Origin of the sequence: Leclercia adecarboxylata (genome assembly GCF_035787115.1) — a bacterium.
GTDB lineage: Bacteria > Pseudomonadota > Gammaproteobacteria > Enterobacterales > Enterobacteriaceae > Enterobacter > Enterobacter adecarboxylatus_E.
Genome location: NZ_JALKTL010000002.1, coordinates 541906 through 560117, shown reverse-complemented (window position 1 = coordinate 560117; position 18212 = coordinate 541906). Strand labels below are relative to the sequence as shown.

The 18212-nt window shown below is 60.3% G+C and carries 15 protein-coding genes and 1 pseudogene; 11 read left to right on the top strand and 5 right to left on the bottom strand.

The window, feature by feature from the left end:
• Positions 1–274 precede the first annotated feature (274 nt).
• Positions 275–346: pseudogene (locus MXM41_RS10085) on the top strand (hypothetical protein); the annotation flags it as partial.
• Between the two features lie 53 nt (positions 347–399).
• Here the strand turns inward: MXM41_RS10085 and MXM41_RS10080 are convergent.
• Positions 400–1683 carry a putative acyl-CoA thioester hydrolase gene (locus MXM41_RS10080; protein ID WP_325931679.1) on the bottom strand — a complete coding sequence of 428 codons (1284 nt, stop codon included), beginning with the start codon at positions 1681–1683 and terminating at the stop codon, positions 400–402.
• 223 nt (positions 1684–1906) lie between these two features.
• On the opposite strand from MXM41_RS10080, the gene hutI reads away from it, so the two are divergent.
• The 5 genes from hutI to hutH all read left to right on the top strand — a co-directional run bounded on the left by hutI (position 1907) and on the right by hutH (position 8167).
• Positions 1907–3130, top strand: a complete 1224-nt coding sequence (hutI, locus tag MXM41_RS10075) for an imidazolonepropionase (protein ID WP_325931917.1) — start codon at positions 1907–1909, stop codon at positions 3128–3130.
• Entirely contained in the window at positions 3127–4065 is a 939-nt protein-coding gene (gene hutG, locus MXM41_RS10070; RefSeq protein ID WP_325931677.1) for a formimidoylglutamase, read from the top strand. Before hutI ends, hutG begins: the two co-directional genes overlap by 4 nt.
• Before the next feature lie 39 nt (positions 4066–4104).
• Positions 4105–4836, top strand: a complete 732-nt coding sequence (locus MXM41_RS10065; protein ID WP_325931676.1) for a histidine utilization repressor — start codon at positions 4105–4107, stop codon at positions 4834–4836.
• A 125-nt stretch (positions 4837–4961) separates the two neighbouring features.
• Positions 4962–6647, top strand: a complete 1686-nt coding sequence (gene hutU, locus MXM41_RS10060; RefSeq protein WP_325931675.1) for a urocanate hydratase — start codon at positions 4962–4964, stop codon at positions 6645–6647.
• A complete protein-coding gene (gene hutH / locus MXM41_RS10055; protein ID WP_325931673.1) occupies positions 6647–8167 on the top strand; it encodes a histidine ammonia-lyase in 1521 nt (506 codons plus the stop codon). The genes hutU and hutH overlap by 1 nt, the downstream gene beginning before the upstream one ends.
• Before the next feature lie 66 nt (positions 8168–8233).
• Here the strand turns inward: hutH and MXM41_RS10050 are convergent, their stop codons facing one another.
• On the bottom strand, positions 8234–8710 hold the full coding sequence (locus tag MXM41_RS10050) for a kinase inhibitor (protein ID WP_325931671.1): 477 nt from the start codon (positions 8708–8710) through the stop codon (positions 8234–8236).
• Between the two features lie 46 nt (positions 8711–8756).
• On the bottom strand, positions 8757–10064 hold the full coding sequence (gene bioA / locus MXM41_RS10045; RefSeq protein WP_325931669.1) for an adenosylmethionine--8-amino-7-oxononanoate transaminase: 1308 nt from the start codon (positions 10062–10064) through the stop codon (positions 8757–8759).
• 69 nt (positions 10065–10133) lie between these two features.
• On the opposite strand from bioA, the gene bioB reads away from it, so the two are divergent.
• From bioB to bioD, 4 genes are read left to right on the top strand one after another with little or no spacing between them, the layout of a single operon-like run.
• Complete coding sequence (gene bioB, locus MXM41_RS10040; protein WP_325931667.1) at positions 10134–11174, top strand: biotin synthase BioB; 1041 nt, start codon at positions 10134–10136, stop codon at positions 11172–11174.
• Complete coding sequence (gene bioF / locus MXM41_RS10035) at positions 11171–12328, top strand: 8-amino-7-oxononanoate synthase (protein WP_325931666.1); 1158 nt, start codon at positions 11171–11173, stop codon at positions 12326–12328. Before bioB ends, bioF begins: the two co-directional genes overlap by 4 nt.
• Positions 12312–13067, top strand: coding sequence for a malonyl-ACP O-methyltransferase BioC (gene bioC / locus MXM41_RS10030; protein ID WP_325931665.1), 756 nt, complete (start codon positions 12312–12314; stop codon positions 13065–13067). The genes bioF and bioC overlap by 17 nt, the downstream gene beginning before the upstream one ends.
• A complete protein-coding gene (bioD, locus tag MXM41_RS10025; RefSeq protein WP_325931664.1) occupies positions 13060–13764 on the top strand; it encodes a dethiobiotin synthase in 705 nt (234 codons plus the stop codon). Before bioC ends, bioD begins: the two co-directional genes overlap by 8 nt.
• On the opposite strand, the gene MXM41_RS10020 is transcribed toward bioD, so the two are convergent.
• Complete coding sequence (locus tag MXM41_RS10020; protein ID WP_325931663.1) at positions 13724–14428, bottom strand: ABC transporter ATP-binding protein; 705 nt, start codon at positions 14426–14428, stop codon at positions 13724–13726. The genes bioD and MXM41_RS10020 overlap by 41 nt on opposite strands.
• A 744-nt stretch (positions 14429–15172) precedes the next feature.
• Between MXM41_RS10020 and uvrB the strand changes: the two genes are divergently transcribed.
• Complete coding sequence (uvrB, locus tag MXM41_RS10015) at positions 15173–17188, top strand: excinuclease ABC subunit UvrB (RefSeq protein ID WP_325931661.1); 2016 nt, start codon at positions 15173–15175, stop codon at positions 17186–17188.
• Between the two features lie 96 nt (positions 17189–17284).
• Here the strand turns inward: uvrB and yvcK are convergent, their stop codons facing one another.
• On the bottom strand, positions 17285–18193 hold the full coding sequence (gene yvcK / locus MXM41_RS10010) for a uridine diphosphate-N-acetylglucosamine-binding protein YvcK (RefSeq protein ID WP_325931659.1): 909 nt from the start codon (positions 18191–18193) through the stop codon (positions 17285–17287).
• Positions 18194–18212 lie beyond the last annotated feature (19 nt).

The following is an 18212-nucleotide window of genomic DNA, read 5'->3' as shown; positions in this document are numbered from 1 at the left end:
ATATTTAATTCTCTTTTCTTTATGAATTCCTAATTGATAGCGAACTGTTTAAATATCCAGTCTTGTCTGTTTATAATCGGAACTGTTGGTGTAGATGTGTGGCAGTCCGCAATCTGGGATCACTTTCAAGTCCTGGCTGGCGGGTGGTGCCGCCAGTGCCTTAACTGCGAAGCACATCAGTACAAACCAACGCCCACTGGCGACAGGCAGCGGAAAGGTAAGTCAGTGGAAGTGCTCCTGACCAAAGGAGTGGCGTATGAGCATGATGGGATAGATTATTCTGTTCCTGCAACTCATGGTTGCAGTATTGCAACTGCTGGATGCGTATCTTAAAACCGGTGCCTGACGCGTTCAGCCGCAGCATCAAGGGGGAGTGACTCCCCCTTTTTGCTATCTAAATTACTGCTTCGGTTCTGCGATCACTTTGCTGCCCACACCGCGGTTGTTGTACTCCCACATGCGGTTGAAGTTAGCGTCGTTGAGGTCACGCTGCACGTTGCCTTTGTCATCTACCGCACCGGTGTTACCCGCATACGGACGCTGAGAGATGGTGGCGTTGCCCCAGGGTTTTGCCACGTTAAAACCTTCGTTGATCACGCTGTCGCGGATCACCACCTGACCGTTAGTGGCTGAATCAACGTCCAGCGAGCGGCCCAACTGCGCCACGCCCTCTCCCGCTGCGGTAAAGCGGCTGTTCACGGCCAGGAAACCGTAGAACAGATTAGACTGCGTTGCAGGTGCAAAGACGTAGCCTTCCTGCTGGGTGCGGGTATTCATTACGCGGAAATCGGTGTTATCAAACACCACGGCACCGCGGCCGGAAACCATATCCACATCCCCTTCAATGTAGCTATTGGTCACCAGCGTCCGGGTGATGCGGTTGTTTTTCAGGGTGTTCTCAACGCCGCTGTTGGTGACGAAGAAAGTATTCTGACGACCCAGAATATTCACCTTGTCGATTTGCACGCGATCGCCATCGCTGCGCAGGGCCACCGCCTGGTGGTTACCGGCATCAACGCTGTCGCCCAGATTGTTTTCGATCGTCAGGTTCTGCAGCTGCAGGCCGCTATTCTGCGACCAGAAGACCGCGGAACACATCAGGCCAATGGTCGCGCTGTGCTTGCTCTGGCAACGGTCGAACATATACCAGGCTGGTTTACCCGGCATGTACTTACCGCCCGGATTGACCAGATGACGCCAGGTTGTGGTGTCGATCTCTGAGTCAATCGCCAGACCAATTTTGACATCAATTGGCTTTTCGCCCGTACCGTACAGCGTCACGCTGCCCGGTGCCGCAGGCACGTATACGGTACCTTCGTACTCACCCGGTAAAATGGCAATGTACTGACGAGAGCTGCTGTGCTTCGCAATGGCCGCATCGACTGCCGCCTGGATTGTGGTATGGGTTACGCCCTGCGTTCCCGCCGGACCAACGACAAAGTCCGGCTGCGCAGGCAGACGAATAGCATAAGGACTCCACGGCGCTGCGTTTGGATCCATGGCCGTAAAGTAGCGAGCCTGCTGGAAGTTTTTCGCTTCAGCGGCGGTAAGGATTGGGCGGGAAGCCGTGCCCGGCGCGGCCTGCTCTGATGGCAGTTGATCCGGCGGGGTAGAGCTGCACGCAGACAACGTCACGCCAAATGCGAGTGCCAGCGCCAGACGAGAAATCCTGGAAGTATTCAAGGGAAGCTCCTGCAAAGCATATCAATAGGGGGATAACCGAAATAGCCTGCTTTTTTATACTAAGTTGAGCGAAACGGGAAGATTAAAAGGCAAAAAGTTACTTTTTATTCCCGCGCTTAGCGGGAAAGTTATCACAAATAAATAACAATTTCGGTAAAGGCGATTGACAGGGCGGCGGGAATAAAAATAAATGTCTATACAACCCATGACAAGCGGAAGCCCGATGCTGCAACTTCATCCTGACGACCTGATATGGCGTAACCTGCGCCTCGCGACAATGGATCCCGACCACGGCACGCCTTATGGCCTGCTGGAGAACAGGGCGTTAATTGTGCGCGCAGAGACCATCCTGGCGATTGTCCCTGAATCTGACCTGCCTGCGCATCTGCCCAACACCGTCGATTTACAGGGGCGATTGGTAACCCCGGGCCTTATCGACTGCCATACGCACCTTGTGTTTGGCGGCGATCGCGCCGCCGAGTGGGAGCAGCGGTTAAATGGCGTCTCCTACCAGACCATCAGCACACAGGGTGGCGGGATTAACGCCACGGTGACCGCTACCCGGGAGAGTTCCGCTGAGCAGCTTGAACAGCTGGCGCAGCAGCGTCTGGAGCGACTGATGCGCGAAGGCGTCACCACCGTTGAGATTAAATCGGGTTATGGCCTCAACGACGAGGCGGAAGAGAAGATGCTGCGCGTTGCCCGGCGTCTGGCGCAGACCAACCCCGTGGAGATCGGCCCGACGCTACTGGCGGCGCACGCCGTGCCGAAGGAATATCGCCAGGATCCGGATGCTTACATCGCGCATGTTTGTCAGCACACGATGCCGCAGCTGTGGGAAAAAGGGCTGTTCGAAGCCGTAGATGTGTTCTGCGAAAATGTCGGGTTCACCCCGGAACAGAGCGAAAGGGTGTTCCAGGCGGCCCGGACGCTGGGGATCCCCATCAAAGGCCACGTTGAACAACTCTCTAACCTTGGCGGCACCGCGCTGGTCAGCCGTTACCACGGCCTCTCCGCGGATCATATTGAATATCTCGATGAGGCCGGAGTAGATGCGATGACCCGCAGCGGCACCGTGGCGGTATTACTCCCCGGTGCCTTCTACTTTCTACAGGAGCGCCAGCGCCCGCCGGTTGATCTGCTGCGCCAGCGGGGCGTACCCATGGCCGTCGCCACGGATTACAACCCGGGCACCAGCCCCTTTGCCAGCCTGCATCTGGCGATGAACATGGCCTGCGTCCAGTTTGGTTTGACGCCGGAAGAGGCATGGGCAGGGGTAACGCGGCACGCCGCGAAGGCGCTGGGTCGCGGCGAGACGCACGGGCAACTTAAGGCCGGGTTTGTCGCCGACCTCGCCATCTGGGATGCCAGAAGCCCGGTGGAGATGGTCTATGAGCCGGGACGCAACCCGCTTTATCAGCGCATATTCAGAGGAAAAACAGCATGAGTTCGTGGCAGCCGGTTTCACCTGACGTCTGGCAAGGACGCGACGACAGCGGCGAGGCCAGCAACGCGCTGCGCCTGTTTCAGACCGTAAAGCGCAGCGATACGCCGCACCCTTCCGGGAACGGCATCGCCTTACTGGGCTTCGCCTGTGACGAAGGGGTCAGACGCAATCAGGGCCGCCCTGGCGCCGCGCAGGCCCCGGATGTCTTACGCCGTGCGCTGGCGAACATGGCGAGCCATCAGGGGCACGCGCGGCTGATGGACATGGGTAATATCGGCGTGGAGGGGGACGCGCTGGAGGCGGCCCAGCAGATGCTGAGCGAGACGGTCACCGCCTGCCAGCAGGCGGGAATGCGCACCCTGGTCTTTGGCGGCGGACACGAAACCGCCTGGGCGCACGGTCGCGGCGTGCTGGATGCCTTTCCCGGCGAGCGGGTGGTAATTATCAACCTCGATGCCCATCTCGATCTACGTCATGCCAGCCAGGCGACCTCCGGCACCCCGTTCCGTCAGCTGGCGCACTACTGCGCCACGCAGCAGCGCGAGTTTCACTATGCCTGCCTCGGGGTCAGCCGGGCGGCAAATACCCAGGCGCTGTGGGACGAAGCTGCGCGTCTTAAGGTCACGCTGGTAGAAGATCTCGATTTTCAGCAGCAGGCCCTGACCGCGCTCACAGCGCTTCTTGAGCAGGCAGACCGTGTTTACCTGACCATCGATCTCGACGTTATGCCAGCCGGGGAAATGCCCGCCGTGTCGGCGCCAGCCGCGCTGGGGGTGCCGGCCCGGGAGCTACTCCCGGTCATTGAAAAGATCTGTCGCAGTGGCAAACTGCAGGCGGCCGACCTGGTGGAGCTCAGCCCTGACTTCGATCGCGACGGACAGGGAGCGAAGCTCGCCGCACGGCTGGCGTGGCAAATAGTTCACTGGTGGGTGTGATCTCTCTATACTCGACTTTTTACGGCTTAAGGAATTGCTATGTTCTCTCGCGCCCCGCAGCAGGCCAGTGCGCCAGCCCCTTTCTACGAAAAGGTAAAACAGGCGATCAGTCACCAGATTGCCACCGGCGTATGGCGTCCCCACGATCGCATTCCGTCCGAGGCCGAGCTGGTGGCCCAGTTCGGCTTCAGCCGGATGACCATTAACCGCGCGCTGCGGGAGCTGACCGATGAGGGGCTGCTGGTGCGTCTGCAGGGAGTCGGCACCTTTGTCGCCGAGCCGAAAGGGCAGTCGGCGCTGTTTGAAATTCGCAGCATTGCCGATGAAATCGCTTCCCGCAACCATCAGCACCGTTGTGAAGTGCAGTTCCTCGAAGAGACGCAGGCCAGCGCCGCCCAGGCGGTGGCGTTGAACGTCAAAGAGGGATCGCGCATCTTTCACTCCCTGATGTTGCACTATGAAAACGATGTTCCGGTGCAGATAGAGGATCGCTGCGTCAATGCCGCCCTGGTGCCGGACTACCTCCAGCAGGATTACACCAGCACCACGCCCCATGCTTATCTGTCGCGGGTGGCGCCGCTGACGGAAGGGGAACACATCGTCGAAGCCGTGCGCGCCACGCCGAAGGAGTGCGAGCTGCTGCGCATCAAGGAGCATGACCCCTGTCTGCTGATCCACCGTCGGACCTGGTCGGCATCGCATATCGTCTCTCACGCCCGACTGCTCTTCCCCGGTAACCGCTACCGGCTGCAGGGCCATTTCATGTCTTAAGGCAAAAGCGTGATTGCTGACGCAATATAACAAAAATGTATCGTAATTGTTAAAAGCAGGCTTGTGTGCACTTGTCTATACAAGTATATCTTACTGTATATTCTGTCCCCAACGAGGAGCACACCATGTCGTCAGGTAAGTATCGCCAGCAAGAGATCCGCGCCCCACGTGGCACCCGCCTTAACGCTAAAAGCTGGCTCACCGAAGCCCCGCTGCGCATGTTGATGAACAACCTCGATCCCGAGGTGGCGGAAAATCCCCACGAGCTGGTGGTGTATGGCGGTATTGGCCGCGCCGCGCGCAACTGGGCGTGCTATGACGCCATTGTCGCCGCGCTTACCCAGCTGGAAAACGACGAAACCCTGCTGGTGCAATCCGGTAAACCGGTCGGTGTGTTTAAAACGCATGAAAATGCTCCCCGCGTGCTGATCGCCAACTCCAACCTGGTGCCGCACTGGGCTACCTGGGAACACTTTAACGAGCTGGATGCCAAAGGGCTGGCGATGTATGGCCAGATGACCGCCGGCAGCTGGATCTACATCGGCAGCCAGGGCATCGTTCAGGGCACCTATGAGACCTTTGTCGAAGCGGGTCGTCAGCACTATAACGGCTCCCTGAAAGGCCGCTGGGTGCTCACCGCAGGCTTAGGCGGCATGGGCGGCGCGCAGCCGCTGGCGGCCACCCTTGCGGGCGCCTGCTCCCTGAACATTGAGTGTCAGCAGAGCCGCATCGATTTCCGTCTGCGTACCCGTTACGTTGACGAACAGGCTGAATCGCTGGATGACGCGCTGGCACGTATCAAAAAATACACCGCTGAAGGCCGGGCCGTCTCCATCGCCCTGTGCGGTAACGCGGCTGACATCGTGCCGGAGCTGGTGGCACGCGGCGTGCGCCCGGACCTGGTCACCGACCAGACCAGCGCCCACGATCCGCTGCACGGTTATCTGCCAAAAGGCTGGAGCTGGGACGAATATCAACAGAAAGCGCAGCAGGATCCCGAAGGCACCGTGCTGGCAGCGAAGCGCTCCATGGCCGATCACGTTAACGCGATGCTGGCCTTCAGCGAGCAGGGCGTGCCGACGTTCGACTACGGCAACAACATCCGCCAGATGGCGAAAGAGATGGGAGTGGCCAACGCCTTCGATTTCCCGGGCTTTGTCCCTGCCTATATCCGTCCGCTGTTCTGCCGCGGGATCGGCCCGTTCCGCTGGGTGGCGCTCTCCGGCGACCCTGAGGACATCTATAAAACCGACGCCAGAGTGAAAGAGATTATCGCCGATGATGAACACCTGCATCACTGGCTGGATATGGCGCGCGAGCGCATTAACTTCCAGGGCCTGCCGGCGCGTATCTGCTGGGTGGGGCTGGAGTGGCGTCAGAAGCTGGGCCTGGCCTTTAACGAAATGGTCCGTAACGGTGAAGTCTCGGCGCCGATCGTCATTGGGCGCGACCATCTCGACTCCGGCTCGGTAGCCAGCCCGAACCGCGAAACCGAAGCGATGCAGGACGGCTCCGACGCGGTCTCCGACTGGCCGCTGCTGAACGCCCTGCTCAATACCGCCAGCGGCGCGACCTGGGTTTCGCTGCACCACGGCGGCGGGGTCGGGATGGGCTTCTCCCAGCATGCCGGGATGGTGATCGTCTGCGACGGCACCGACGAAGCCGCGGCCCGTATTGCCCGCGTCCTGCACAACGATCCGGCCACCGGCGTCATGCGCCATGCGGATGCCGGATATGACATTGCCATCGCCTGTGCGAAAGAGCAGGGGCTGAACCTGCCGATGATCGCCACCAACGAAGGAAAACGCTAATGAATGCTTTAACACTGACGCCTGGCACGCTTACCCTGTCGCAGCTGCGTCAGGTCTGGCGACAGCCGCTGGAACTGACGCTGGACGAGGCCGCCCATCAGGCGATCGCCGACAGCGTTGCCTGCGTCGAAGCCATTGTGGCCGAAGGGCGCACCGCCTACGGTATCAACACCGGGTTTGGCCTGCTGGCGCAGACGCGCATTGCCACGCAGGATCTGGAAAACCTGCAACGCTCGCTGGTGCTGTCCCATGCTGCGGGCGTGGGCGAGCCGCTGGATGACGACATTGTGCGCCTGATGATGGTGCTAAAAATCAACAGCCTGGCGCGCGGTTTTTCCGGCATCCGTCTGAGCGTGATCCAGGCCCTGATTGCACTGGTCAATGCCGGGGTCTATCCCTGGATCCCGGCCAAAGGTTCGGTGGGCGCCTCCGGCGATCTGGCGCCGCTGGCCCACATGTCCCTGACCCTGCTTGGCGAAGGTAAAGCCCGCTACCGTGGCGAATGGCTCCCGGCCGCTACCGCTCTGCAAAAAGCGGGGCTGGCTCCGGTGACGCTGGCGGCGAAAGAGGGGCTGGCCTTGCTGAACGGCACTCAGGCCTCCACCGCTTTTGCCCTGCGCGGCCTGTTCGAAGCCGAAGATCTCTTTGCTTCGGCGGTGGTCTGCGGGGCGCTGACCACCGAAGCGGTGCTCGGCTCCCGTCGTCCGTTTGATGCTCGTATCCATGAGGTGCGCGGCCAGCGCGGGCAGATTGACGCCGCCGCGCTGTTCCGCCACGTTCTGACCGATACCAGCGCTATCGCCGAATCGCATCACAACTGCGACAAAGTGCAGGACCCGTACTCCCTGCGCTGCCAGCCGCAGGTGATGGGCGCCTGCCTGACCCAGCTGCGCCAGGCGGCAGAGGTGCTGCTGGTGGAATCCAACGCCGTCTCCGACAACCCGCTGGTCTTCGCGGCGGAAAACGAGGTGGTCTCCGGGGGTAACTTCCACGCTGAACCGGTGGCGATGGCGGCGGATAATCTGGCGCTGGCGATTGCCGAAATCGGCGCGCTCTCGGAACGTCGCATTGCGCTGATGATGGATAAACACATGTCGCAGCTGCCGCCGTTCCTGGTGCGCAACGGCGGGGTTAACTCCGGGTTTATGATTGCCCAGGTCACCGCCGCCGCGCTGGCGAGCGAGAATAAAGCGCTGTCGCACCCGCACAGCGTGGACAGCCTGCCGACCTCGGCTAACCAGGAGGATCATGTCTCGATGGCACCGGCGGCCGGTCGCCGTTTGTGGGAGATGACGGGCAACACCCGCGGGGTACTGGCGGTAGAGTGGCTGGCGGCGGCACAGGGCTGCGATCTGCGTGACGGCCTGACGTCAAGCCCGCTGCTGGAGCAGGCGCGGCACATCCTGCGGGAGCAGGTGGCGCACTATGACGATGACCGCTTCTTTGCCCCGGATATTGATGCGGCGATGGCGTTGCTGAAGAAAGGAAGCCTGGTGGGGATGTTACCGGCATTCCTGTAAAACACGCCCGGTGGCGCTTCGCTTACCGGGCCTACAAAAAACCGGCCCATGTGCCGGTTTTTTTATTTAACTGTACATCGCCGTAATGGACGCGCTGCCGAGGGTGTGGAAATGGACGTTAAAGCCCACCATTGCGCCGCTCGCCTCTTCATCCACCTCGATTTTTTCCACGTCCAGGGCATGCACCGTAAAGATATAGCGGTGGGTTTCACCTTTTGGCGGCGCCGCGCCGCCGTAGCCCGCTTTGCCAAAATCGGTGCGGGTTTCTACCGCACCTTCCGGCAGCGCCACCAGCGAGGAGCCTGAGCCCTGCGGCAGCACGCGGGTATCTGCAGGAAGATTGGCGACAACCCAGTGCCACCAGCCGGAGCCGGTGGGGGCGTCCGGGTCGTAGCAGGTCACAACAAAACTTTTGGTGCCCGACGGCACCTCGTCCCACGCCAGATGGGGAGAGATATTATCCCCTTCATATCCCATACCGTTAAACACGTGGCGCAGCGGGAGTTTTTCACCGTCACGCAGATCCTGGCTGATAAGTTTCATATTCTTTCTCCATCATAAGCCCTGCAAAAAGTGTAATCCTGCGGGCTTAAATCGCAAAGTGGGCAGGATCGTTGACGGCGTCCACGACGGCGTCGGTCAGTTTGCTAAGCTGGTCACGGCTTATCAGATAGGGCGGCATCAGATAGATCAGTTTGCCGAACGGCCGCACCCAGACGCCGCGCGCCACAAAGAAGCGTTGCAGCGCCGCCATGTTCACCGGATGACGGGTTTCCACCACCCCAATGGCGCCTAGCACCCGCACGTCGGCGACATGCTCAGAAGCCAGCGCTGCCGCCAGTTCCGCTTGTAACTGGGTTTCGATGGCCGCCACCTGCGACTGCCACTCGCCGCTCTCCAGCAACGCCAGGCTTTCGCTGGCGACGGCGCAGGCCAGCGGGTTACCCATAAAGGTCGGGCCGTGCATAAAGCAGCCCGCTTCGCCGTTGCTGATGGTCTCGGCCACCTGGCGGGTGGTGAGTGTGGCGGAGAGCGTCATGGTGCCGCCGGTCAACGCTTTGCCGAGGCACAGAATGTCCGGCGTAATCTCCGCGTGTTCGCAGGCAAACAGCTTACCGGTGCGTCCGAAGCCGGTGGCAATCTCGTCGGCAATCAGCAGGATACCTTCGCGGTCGCACATCCTGCGAATGCGCTTCAGCCACTCGGGATGGTACATCCGCATGCCGCCTGCACCCTGCACGATGGGCTCGAGGATCACCGCGGCAATCTCATGGCGATGGGCGGCCATCAGGCGGGCGAAGCTGACCATGTCAGTCTCATCCCACTCACCATCGAAGCGGCTCTGAGGCGCGGGGGCAAACAGGTTTTCCGGCAGGTAGCCCTTCCAGAGACTGTGCATGGAGTTGTCCGGATCGCAGGCCGACATTGCCCCGAAGGTGTCGCCATGATAGCCGTTGCGGAAGGTAAGAAAACGCTGGCGGGTTTCGCCTCTGGCATGCCAGTACTGCAACGCCATCTTCATCGCCACTTCCACCGCCACCGAGCCTGAATCGGCAAGGAACACGCACTCCAGCGCCGCGGGTGTCATCGCCACCAGCCGCCGGCAGAGATCTACCGCCGGAGGATGGGTTATGCCGCCAAACATCACGTGCGACATGCGATCAATCTGCGCTTTCATCGCCGCATTCAGCCGCGGGTGGTTGTAACCGTGAATGGCCGCCCACCAGGAGGACATGCCGTCCACCAGCTGCTCGCCGCTGGCCAGCGTCAGCTCGCAGCCGTGAGCTTCCGTTACCGGATACACCGGCAGGGGCTGAGTCATAGAGGTGTAGGGATGCCAGATATGGCGCTGATCGAAAGCGAGATCGTCCGTTGTCATAATCGACTTGTAAACCATTTTGAAAACATTTAGGTTTACAATCATAAACCGAAACCATGATGAACTAAACCCCTTTGGAGATGCCCCATGGCTCACCAGTCTCGCTGGACACTGTCGCAAGTTACTGCTTTATTTGAAAAACCACTTCTTGAACTGCTGTTTGAAGCCCAGCAGATCCACCGTCAGCACTTCGATCCGCAGCAGGTGCAGGTCAGTACGCTGCTGTCGATCAAGACCGGTGCCTGCCCGGAAGACTGCAAATACTGCCCGCAAAGCGCGCGCTACAAAACCGGGCTCGAATCCGAGCGGCTGATGGAGGTGGAGCAGGTGCTGGAGTCGGCGCGTCAGGCGAAAAATGCCGGTTCGACCCGCTTCTGCATGGGCGCGGCCTGGAAAAATCCGCACGAGCGCGACATGCCCTACCTCGAGCAGATGGTGCAGGGCGTGAAGGCGATGGGGCTGGAAGCCTGTATGACCCTCGGCACGCTTGACGACAACCAGGCGCAGCGCCTGGCCTCGGCGGGGCTGGATTACTACAACCACAACCTCGACACCTCCCCGGAGTTCTACGGCAATATCATCACCACCCGCACCTACCAGGAGCGTCTGGACACCCTGGATAAAGTGCGCGATGCGGGCATTAAAGTGTGTTCAGGCGGCATCGTGGGCTTAGGCGAAACGGTGACCGATCGCGCCGGCCTGCTGCTGCAGCTCGCCAACCTGCCCACCCCGCCGGAGAGCGTGCCGATCAACATGCTGGTGAAGGTGAAAGGTACGCCCCTGGCTGACAACGACGACGTCGATGCCTTTGACTTTATCCGCACTATTGCGGTGGCGCGGGTGATGATGCCGACTTCTTACGTGCGCCTCTCGGCAGGCCGCGAGCAGATGAACGAGCAGACCCAGGCGATGTGCTTTATGGCCGGGGCCAACTCCATTTTTTATGGCTGCAAACTGCTCACCACGCCGAACCCGGAAGAGGATAAAGATGTCCAGCTGTTCCGCAAGCTGGGGCTTAACCCGCAGCAGACCGCGGTGCTCACCGGCGATAACGAACAGCAGCACCAGCTGGAACAGCAGCTTTTCAACGCCGATACCGACCAGTTCTACAATGCGGCGACGCTATGACCTGGCAACAACGTATTGATGCCGCCCTCGACGTCCGTCGGGCGGCAGACGCGCTGCGCACGCGCAGCACGGTGGAGAACGGCGCAGGCCGTTTTCTCATCCGCGACCGGCGGCGCTTCTGCAACTTCTCCAGCAACGACTATCTGGGCCTGAGCCAGCACCCCACGGTTATCCGCGCCTGGCAGCAGGGGGCTGAGCAGTATGGCGTGGGCAGCGGCGGCTCCGGCCATGTCAGCGGCTACACCACCGCCCACCAGGCACTGGAGGCGCATCTTGCCGACTGGCTCGGCTATCCCCGCGCGCTGCTGTTTATCTCCGGCTTTGCCGCCAACCAGGCGCTGATTGCTGCGCTTACCGGCAAAGGCGATCGCATTATCGCCGACCGCTTAAGCCATGCCTCGCTGCTGGAAGCGGCCAGCCTCAGCCCGGCACAGCTTCGCCGCTTTGCCCATAACAATGTCGTCCAGCTCGCCTCGCTGCTGGATAACCCCTGCGAAGGGCAACAGCTGGTGGTGACCGAAGGGATTTTCAGCATGGACGGTGACAGCGCCCCGCTGGCCGATATCCATGCGGCGGCGCAGCGCCAGGGCAGCTGGCTGCTGGTGGACGATGCTCATGGGATTGGCGTCACCGGGCCAGAGGGTCGCGGCAGTGCGGCAGGCCTGGGCGTTAAACCCGAGCTGCTGGTGGTGACCTTTGGCAAAGGTGTCGGGGTGAGCGGGGCGGCGGTGCTGTGCAGCGACCCGGTAGCCGACTACCTGCTGCAGTTCGCCCGGCATCTCATCTACAGCACCAGCATGCCGCCTGCCCAGGCGGTGGCGCTGCTGGCGGCGTTTAACCTGATTCGCAGCGACGAAGGGGAAGCGCGACGGCAGCGGCTGGCGGCGCATATCCGGCAGTTTCGCGCGGGCGTAAGCGACCTTCCGCTTGAGATCACTGCCTCGCAGAGCGCCATTCAGCCGCTGATTGTCGGTGAAAATGACCGCGCCCTGCAGCTGGCGCATACCCTGAGGGAGCAGGGGATCTGGGTGACGGCCATCCGCCCGCCCACCGTCCCGGCGGGCACGGCGCGCCTGCGCCTGACCCTGACTGCTGCGCATGAACCGGGCGATCTCAACGCGTTACTGGAGGCGCTGCATGCCGCAGGTGAATAAACAGGCGATTGCCGCCGCCTTTGGCCGGGCGGCGCAGAGCTATTCCCGTCACGATGTGCTCCAGCGGCAAAGCGCCGACGGGCTGCGGGCGCTGGTGGCAGAGACGGCGTTTACCAGCGTGCTGGATGCCGGCTGCGGCCCGGGCAGCAACAGTCTTTTCTGGCGCCGTGGCGGAAGCGTGGTGACGGCGATGGATCTCAGCGCCCTGATGCTGGACGAAGCGCGACGCAATCAGGCGGCCGATCGCTATCTGCAGGCCGATATCGAGGCCATTCCGCTGGCGGACGCGCAGTTCAGCCTGGTCTGGAGCCATCTGGCGGTGCAGTGGTGCGCCAGCCTGCCCCGGGCGCTGGCCGAGCTGTATCGCGTGGCGAAGCCCGGAGGCAGGGTAGCCTTTACCACCCTGCTGAACGGCTCGCTGCCGGAACTGAAGCAGGCCTGGCGGGCGGTAGACACGCAGCCCCACGCCAACCGGTTTCTGACCGGGCAGCAGGTGACCGACACGCTCTCCGGCTGGCAGTACCGCAGCGCCATTCAGACCATTACCCTGCAGTTTGATGATGCGCTCAGCGCCATGCAATCTCTGAAGGGGATCGGCGCTACCCATCTGCATGCCGGGCGCGCCGACAAGCCCTTAACGCGCGGGCAGTTGCAAACCCTGGCGCAGGCGTGGCCGCAACAGGAAGGGCAGTTCCCTCTCTCTTATCAACTTTTTCATGGGATTATCGAACGTGACTGAACGCTATTTCGTTACCGGCACCGATACCGAGGTCGGTAAAACCGTGGCCAGCACCGCACTGCTACAGGCGGCGCGGGCGCTGGGCCGCAACACCGCAGGCTTTAAGCCCGTGGCCTCGGGCAGCGAGATGACTGCCGGGGGGCTGCGTAACAGCGATGCCCTGGCGCTACAGCGCAACAGCAGCGTGACGCTCAGCTATCAGGCGGTCAACCCGTACACTTTCGCCGAACCCACCTCGCCGCATATTATCAGCGCGGACGAGCAGCGCCCGATCCTGTTCAGCACGCTTTCCGCCGGGTTACGTGCCCTGGAAAAGCAGGCTGACTGGGTGCTGGTGGAGGGGGCAGGCGGCTGGTTTACGCCACTCTCAGAGGAGCAGACCTTCGCCGACTGGGCGGTAGCCGAGCGTCTGCCGGTGATCCTGGTGGTGGGGGTAAAGCTGGGCTGCATCAACCATGCGATGCTCACCGCCCAGGCGATCCGCCAGGCGGGTCTGCATTTTGCGGGCTGGATAGCCAATGGGGTGGTGGCCCCCGGCAAACGCCATGCCGAATACATGGCGACCCTCATGCGGATGCTGCCCGCACCGCTGCTGGGGGAAATACCGTGGCTTGGCGAACAGGCCGACACGGCGGCCATCGGGGATTATCTCTCCCTTAGCGCACTGACGCCGTCGGCCGCATCCAGTGGGCAATAAGCGGGTCATCCAGCTCGCTGACGCGCCCCTGGGCCACGTTTCGCCCCCGGTATAGCAGGCAGAAGCGCTCCGCCACCCGCCGGATCAGCGACAGGTGCTGCTCGGCCAGCAGCACTGATAACCCCAGCTCCAGGTTGAGCCTGAGCAGCAACTGCGCCAGCCTGGCGCTAAACTGCTGGCTGGCACCACGGCTGGGCTCGTCGAGGATCAGCAGGCGAGGGCGGGTTACCAGCGCGTTTGCCAGCGCCAGCTGGTACTGCTGATCATCGTTCAGTCCCGATGCCCGCTGCTGGCGCAGGGGGTAAAGCTCCGGAAAAAAATCGAAGATATCGCTGCTCACCGGCCCACCCGCAATCCCTTTTGCCATCCGCGCTATATGCAGGTTTTCCTCTATCGTCAGCTGTGAAAAGATCCGCCTCTCCTGCGGTACAAAGCCAATTCCCGTGCCCGGGAGCCATTCCCCGGGAGACGCGCCGGCGTCATGCCAGACCATCGTGCCGCTGGCGATAGGCAGCAGGCCGGCAATACAGCTTACGAGGGTGGTTTTCCCCATTCCGGGTAGCCCGACCACTCCGGTACACACGCCAGGCGGCAGATCGAGGTCAACGTTCCACAGGGTGTGGCGATCCCCGTAATACTGATTGACCGCACGCAGGCTCAACATGGTGTTTCTCCTTAACAATCGTCGATGACCTCTGATACGCTGCAAGACTCTTGCCACTGCCCTTAAAAGGACGATTAAAGGCTCTTTTTTCGGAATGCACTCAGAAATCCACCTTCGCCGGAAAGAAGATTGCACTGCGTCGGTGCCCCGAAGCGTGCGGTGGTGCAGTAAACATTTGAACAAAATGTGAGCAGTATCTCATCAATTCGTACGCTGATTTTCGGCATCAGATCGCCAAAATTGGGCGATAAAAATTTTTTACCGTCGCGCTGTGGGCCAAAACCGGGAATTAGCCGAGTCACGCTCCGTATGGGCTGGAGGCAGTTATCCACTATTCCTGTGGATAACCATGTGCATTAGAGTTAGAAAACACAACGTAAGCGAGAGAATACGCGGCCTGCGCCTGAATTGCTGCGAAACGCGTCTTTTTGGAAAAAATATTTAAAATCAATGTGTTAAATAAAATCAATCTCTGTCATTAAACGGTCACGGTAATGCGCTAAAGTCCGGCGCCTCGCCTTGACAAATGTTAAAAAATGAAAAGTTCTGGGGATAACCCCTTCTTGATGGAATTTTATCCCGTCGCAGGTGAAATTTTGTTCACCTTCGTTTGATTCCTGACCTGAGTGGCACAAAACGTCGCGGTTGCCACTGGATTTCTATCCAGTATAATTTACTGGCAAAAATAGCCATCCGGAGTAAAATTACTCACCTGCCGTATCAACCATCATCAGGTCGCCGTTCATGAGTAAACCGTTCAAACTGAATTCCGCTTTCCGTCCTTCCGGCGATCAGCCTGAAGCGATTCGCCGTCTGAAAGAGGGGCTGGAGGATGGGCTTGCGCACCAGACGCTGTTGGGCGTAACCGGATCGGGTAAAACCTTTACCGTCGCCAACGTGATCGCCGATCTGCAGCGCCCCACAATGGTGCTGGCCCCAAACAAAACCCTGGCGGCCCAGCTCTACGGCGAGATGAAAGAGTTCTTTCCCGAGAATGCGGTGGAGTACTTCGTCTCCTACTACGACTACTACCAGCCGGAAGCCTACGTCCCGAGCTCCGATACCTTTATCGAAAAAGACGCCTCGGTGAACGAGCATATTGAGCAGATGCGTCTGTCCGCCACGAAAGCGCTGCTTGAGCGCCGTGACGTGGTGGTGGTGGCTTCGGTGTCGGCTATCTACGGCCTCGGCGACCCGGATCTCTACCTGAAGATGATGCTGCACCTGACGCAGGGGATGATTATCGATCAGCGCGCCATTTTGCGTCGCCTGGCCGAGCTGCAGTACACCCGTAACGATCAGGCGTTCCAGCGCGGTACCTTCCGCGTGCGCGGCGAAGTGATCGACATCTTCCCGGCGGAATCGGACGACTTCGCGCTGCGCGTCGAGCTTTTTGATGAAGAGGTGGAGCGGCTGTCGCTGTTTGACCCACTGACCGGTCATGTTGAGTCCACCATTCAGCGCTTTACTGTCTACCCCAAAACCCACTACGTCACCCCGCGCGAACGCATCGTGCAGGCGATGGAAGACATCAAGGTTGAACTGGCGGATCGCCGTAAAACCCTGCTGGAAAATAACAAGCTGCTGGAAGAGCAGCGTATCAGCCAGCGTACCCAGTTCGATCTCGAGATGATGAACGAGCTGGGCTATTGCTCCGGTATCGAAAACTACTCGCGCTACCTCTCTGGCCGCGGGCCGGGCGAAGCGCCGCCAACCCTGTTTGACTACCTGCCGGCGGATGGCCTGCTGGTGGTGGATGAGTCCCACGTGACCATTCCGCAGATTGGCGGCATGTATCGCGGCGACCGGGCGCGTAAAGAGACGCTGGTGGAGTATGGTTTCCGCCTGCCGTCGGCACTCGATAACCGTCCAATGAAGTTTGAAGAGTTTGAGGCGCTGGCACCGCAAACCATCTACGTTTCGGCAACCCCGGGCAACTACGAGCTGGAGAAATCGGGCGATGAAGTGGTGGATCAGGTGGTGCGTCCGACCGGTCTGCTGGATCCGATTATCGAAGTGCGTCCGGTTGCCACCCAGGTGGATGACCTGCTCTCCGAGATCCGTGCCCGGTCGGCCATTAACGAGCGCGTGCTGGTCACTACCCTGACCAAGAGGATGGCGGAAGACCTGACCGAATACCTTGAGGAGCACGGCGAGAAGGTGCGCTATCTGCACTCGGATATCGACACCGTGGAGCGTATGGAGATCATCCGCGATCTGCGTCTTGGCGAGTTCGACGTGCTGGTGGGGATCAACCTGCTGCGTGAGGGCCTGGATATGCCGGAGGTGTCGCTGGTGGCGATTCTGGACGCCGACAAAGAGGGCTTCCTGCGCTCCGAACGATCGCTGATCCAGACCATCGGCCGTGCAGCGCGTAACGTGAACGGCAAAGCGATTCTCTACGGGGATAAGATTACCCCGTCGATGGCGAAAGCGATCGGGGAGACCGAACGCCGCCGCGAGAAGCAGCAGCGCTATAACGAAGAGCACGGGATCGTCCCGCAGGGGCTGAACAAGAAAGTGGTGGATATCCTGCAGCTTGGCCAGAACATCGCCAAAACCAAATCCAAGGGTCGCGGCAAGTCGCGCTCACCGGTTGAGGCCGATACCGTGGCACTGACGCCGAAAGCGCTGCAGCAGAAAATTCACGAGCTGGAAGGGCAGATGATGCAGCATGCGCAAAATCTGGAGTTTGAAGAGGCCGCGCAGATCCGCGACCAGCTGCATCAGCTGCGGGATCTGTTTATTGCCGCGTCCTAGGTAAAAGCAAAATGGCAGCCTTCGGCTGCCATTTTTAGGGTTTGCACCTTCTCCCTGTGGGAGAAGGCCGGGATGAGGGCATCAGACCGCACAAAACTAACCCAACGCCTGTACCGCATTCTCCAGCGCTACACGCAGTAAATGCCGGTCGTGGCGATATCCGATATCGCTCGCCTCAAGCGGCTCCTGTACCACCACCCGGCCTTCCATACCTGACACATCCTCCTTCGGCCCGACCACCACCGCATCGACGATCTTTTTCCCGACATACTGCTCCATCAGCGCCAGCTTATCGGCAAGTGAAAGATCCGCCGCGGCCGGGCTGAGCTCGCGACCCAGATTGCCGATATAGACCACCGGGGCGGGAGTACGACGCAGCGCCTGGGCCAGCTCTTTGATGAGCAGCAGCGGCATCAGGCTGGTGTAAAAACTGCCGGGGCCAATCAGGATCAAATCCGCTTCTCCGATTGCCTCTACCGCCTCGCGGGTCGCCGGAACGGTGGGGTAAAGCATCAGCTCTTTTGGCGGCAGGATAAGCTGATCGATATTTACTTCGCCATACACTTCATGGTCGTTGCAGTCGATTGCCATCAAATCGACCGGCTGTTCGGACATCGGAATGAGAAAGGCGTCCACTTTAAGCAAGTTACGAATTAAATTGATTGCCTCCAGAGGCCGCACGCTGAGGTGATCCAGCGCTTTTAACATCAGGTTTCCAAGGTTATGCCCCGAAAGTTCGCCATTACCGGCAAAACGGTACTCAAACATGGCCGACGCCACGCTCGGTTCAGCGATAAGCTGATTTAAACAGTTGCGCATATCTCCCCAGGCTATCCCCCCTTCGGAGCGGCGGATACGCCCGGTTGACCCGCCGTTATCGGTGGTGGTGACAATCCCGGTCAGGCGGGAGCCGAGGGATGACAGGGAGGACATGACCCGGCCCAGCCCGTGGCCTCCGCCGAGAGCGACCACCCGGTCAAGATCCGCAAAAGTGCGATTGCGCATAGAAATTCCTTATTAAGAC

Bases quoted from the DNA above. Each gene is read 5' to 3' on its own strand.
- hutI (WP_325931917.1), top strand. From the start codon at position 1,907: ATGCTGCAACTTCATCCTGACGACCTGATATGGCGTAACCTGCGCCTC.
- hutG (WP_325931677.1), top strand. From the start codon at position 3,127: ATGAGTTCGTGGCAGCCGGTTTCACCTGACGTCTGGCAAGGACGCGAC.
- MXM41_RS10065 (WP_325931676.1), top strand. From the start codon at position 4,105: ATGTTCTCTCGCGCCCCGCAGCAGGCCAGTGCGCCAGCCCCTTTCTAC.
- hutU (WP_325931675.1), top strand. From the start codon at position 4,962: ATGTCGTCAGGTAAGTATCGCCAGCAAGAGATCCGCGCCCCACGTGGC.
- hutH (WP_325931673.1), top strand. From the start codon at position 6,647: ATGAATGCTTTAACACTGACGCCTGGCACGCTTACCCTGTCGCAGCTG.
- MXM41_RS10050 (WP_325931671.1), bottom strand. From the start codon at position 8,710: ATGAAACTTATCAGCCAGGATCTGCGTGACGGTGAAAAACTCCCGCTG.
- bioA (WP_325931669.1), bottom strand. From the start codon at position 10,064: ATGGTTTACAAGTCGATTATGACAACGGACGATCTCGCTTTCGATCAG.
- bioB (WP_325931667.1), top strand. From the start codon at position 10,134: ATGGCTCACCAGTCTCGCTGGACACTGTCGCAAGTTACTGCTTTATTT.
- bioF (WP_325931666.1), top strand. From the start codon at position 11,171: ATGACCTGGCAACAACGTATTGATGCCGCCCTCGACGTCCGTCGGGCG.
- bioC (WP_325931665.1), top strand. From the start codon at position 12,312: ATGCCGCAGGTGAATAAACAGGCGATTGCCGCCGCCTTTGGCCGGGCG.
- MXM41_RS10020 (WP_325931663.1), bottom strand. From the start codon at position 14,428: ATGTTGAGCCTGCGTGCGGTCAATCAGTATTACGGGGATCGCCACACC.
- uvrB (WP_325931661.1), top strand. From the start codon at position 15,173: ATGAGTAAACCGTTCAAACTGAATTCCGCTTTCCGTCCTTCCGGCGAT.
- yvcK (WP_325931659.1), bottom strand. From the start codon at position 18,193: ATGCGCAATCGCACTTTTGCGGATCTTGACCGGGTGGTCGCTCTCGGC.